This window comes from Sphingobacterium sp. UBA1897 (assembly GCF_002337775.1).
Taxonomy (GTDB): domain Bacteria; phylum Bacteroidota; class Bacteroidia; order Sphingobacteriales; family Sphingobacteriaceae; genus Sphingobacterium; species Sphingobacterium siyangense.
On the sequence record NZ_DDGR01000010.1, the window covers coordinates 1 to 1618 of the forward strand.

General features: G+C 43.8%; 3 protein-coding genes and 1 pseudogene. All 4 read left to right on the forward strand.

Annotated elements, in window-relative coordinates:
* Nucleotides 1-14: 14 nt before the first annotated feature.
* On the forward strand, nucleotides 15-152 hold the full coding sequence (locus B4N43_RS07405) for a helix-turn-helix domain-containing protein (protein WP_414711894.1): 138 nt from the start codon (nucleotides 15-17) through the stop codon (nucleotides 150-152).
* A gap of 75 nt (nucleotides 153-227) precedes the next feature.
* A complete protein-coding gene (locus B4N43_RS07410) occupies nucleotides 228-587 on the forward strand; it encodes an FAD-dependent oxidoreductase (protein WP_286733861.1) in 360 nt (119 codons plus the stop codon).
* A 50-nt stretch (nucleotides 588-637) separates the two neighbouring features.
* A complete protein-coding gene (locus B4N43_RS07415) occupies nucleotides 638-1393 on the forward strand; it encodes an FAD-dependent oxidoreductase (RefSeq protein ID WP_286733864.1) in 756 nt (251 codons plus the stop codon).
* Nucleotides 1394-1435: 42 nt separating this feature from the next.
* Nucleotides 1436-1618, forward strand: a pseudogene (locus tag B4N43_RS07420) (hypothetical protein); the annotation flags it as partial.

Here is a 1618-nt window from a genome sequence, read left to right on the forward strand (position 1 = left end):
TGGAGGCCAAACGGCTGCTTTATCATTCCGGGAAGTCAGTGAAAGAGATTGCAGATGAACTAGGCTACGATGACTTTTCCTACTTTACACGGCTGTTCAGCAAAGCGGTAGGAATGTCACCGAGTGCCTTTATCGCTAAAAACCGCGAATAGTCCTAAAGTTACAGCATCTCGTTATTGTATCGCCTTTTTTTCCGCCGTTCCTTTGTATCATTAAAAAAGATAGAAATGTTAAGCGAAAAAAAGATAGCCATCGTTGGAGGTGGTCCAGGTGGTCTGACATTGGCCAGGCTGCTGCAAATGAAAGGTGCACAGGTTAAAGTGTATGAAAGAGATTTTGGTCAAGCCGCACGCGTACAGGGAGCTATTGTAGATCTGCACTTTGATTCAGGTCTTAAAGCGATGGAGGCGACCGGACTTATGGAGGCTTTTAAAGCAAACTACATGAAGGGTGCCGACAAATATCGTCTGCTTGATCCGCAGGGAAATATGCTGATGGATGAGAGTCAGCGAGACGAAGAACCCGTATTCGGAGATGAACATTTCCGACCAGAAATCGATAGAGGAGCGCTGAGAGAGATCTCCTAATCGACGGACTGCTTCCTGGTACCGTAGTTTGGGATAGCCAGCTTATAGGTTTGCGGGAAATTGAAGATAAATGGGAATTAAAATTTGAGAACGGAATGACCGCGGCTGCTGATCTGGTCATCGGATCGGACGGTTACCGCTCCAAGGTTCGTCCCTATCTGACTGATTTGAAAGCTCTTTATTCCGGAGCAGCAATTATCCAGGGCGAAATAGATCATCCCGAGATTGGATGCCCGGAAATGTACGAACTCGTTAATCAAGGGAATCTGATGGCTATGGGAGATGGGGCCACCCTGGTTGTCCAGCCCAGAGGCGATGGCGGATTCACTTTTTATGCAGCCTCAATGTATCCGGAAAACTGGGGTATATCCAGTGGTATAGATTTTGGTAATCCTATAGAAGTTAGCGGGTATTTAAAAAAACATTTTGTAAATTGGAATCCTGTCTTCTTCATGCTTTTTGAAGCCAGTGAACATTTCACATGGCGCCCACTTAACTATTTTCCTTTATCGATAAGGTGGGCTTCTAAAAGTAATCTTACCCTCATTGGGGATGCCGCGCATTTGATGCCTCCGAATGGTGAAGGCGTAAATCTGGCCATGATGGACGCTTTGGATCTGTGTGCATGCCTAACTAGTGGAAGGCAAGCCAACCTTAAAGAGGCAATTTCAGCTTATGAAGATATCATGTTTGAAAGGGCTGCGCCTCTTTGCATGGAAACAATTGACGGAATAAAAGATTTTGCCGCACCACCCAACGACTCTGTAAAGGAACTTGTTAGATTGCTAAGTAATACTAAATCATAGCTTCAGCGGATGGCGTTTCAAATGTTAATTCCAACATTAGATATGATATACCTAGTGGATAACACTAAGTATATCATAAACTACCCATATTTATCTGCGAATGGTAACACCGCCAGTGTCACAGAACGGCCTTATTTCTATGATGTTGCGCTGTGTGACAAATTGACCAAAGAAATATTCTATGATAAATTGGGATATAAAATGATTTCGCTTCCATTATTTAAT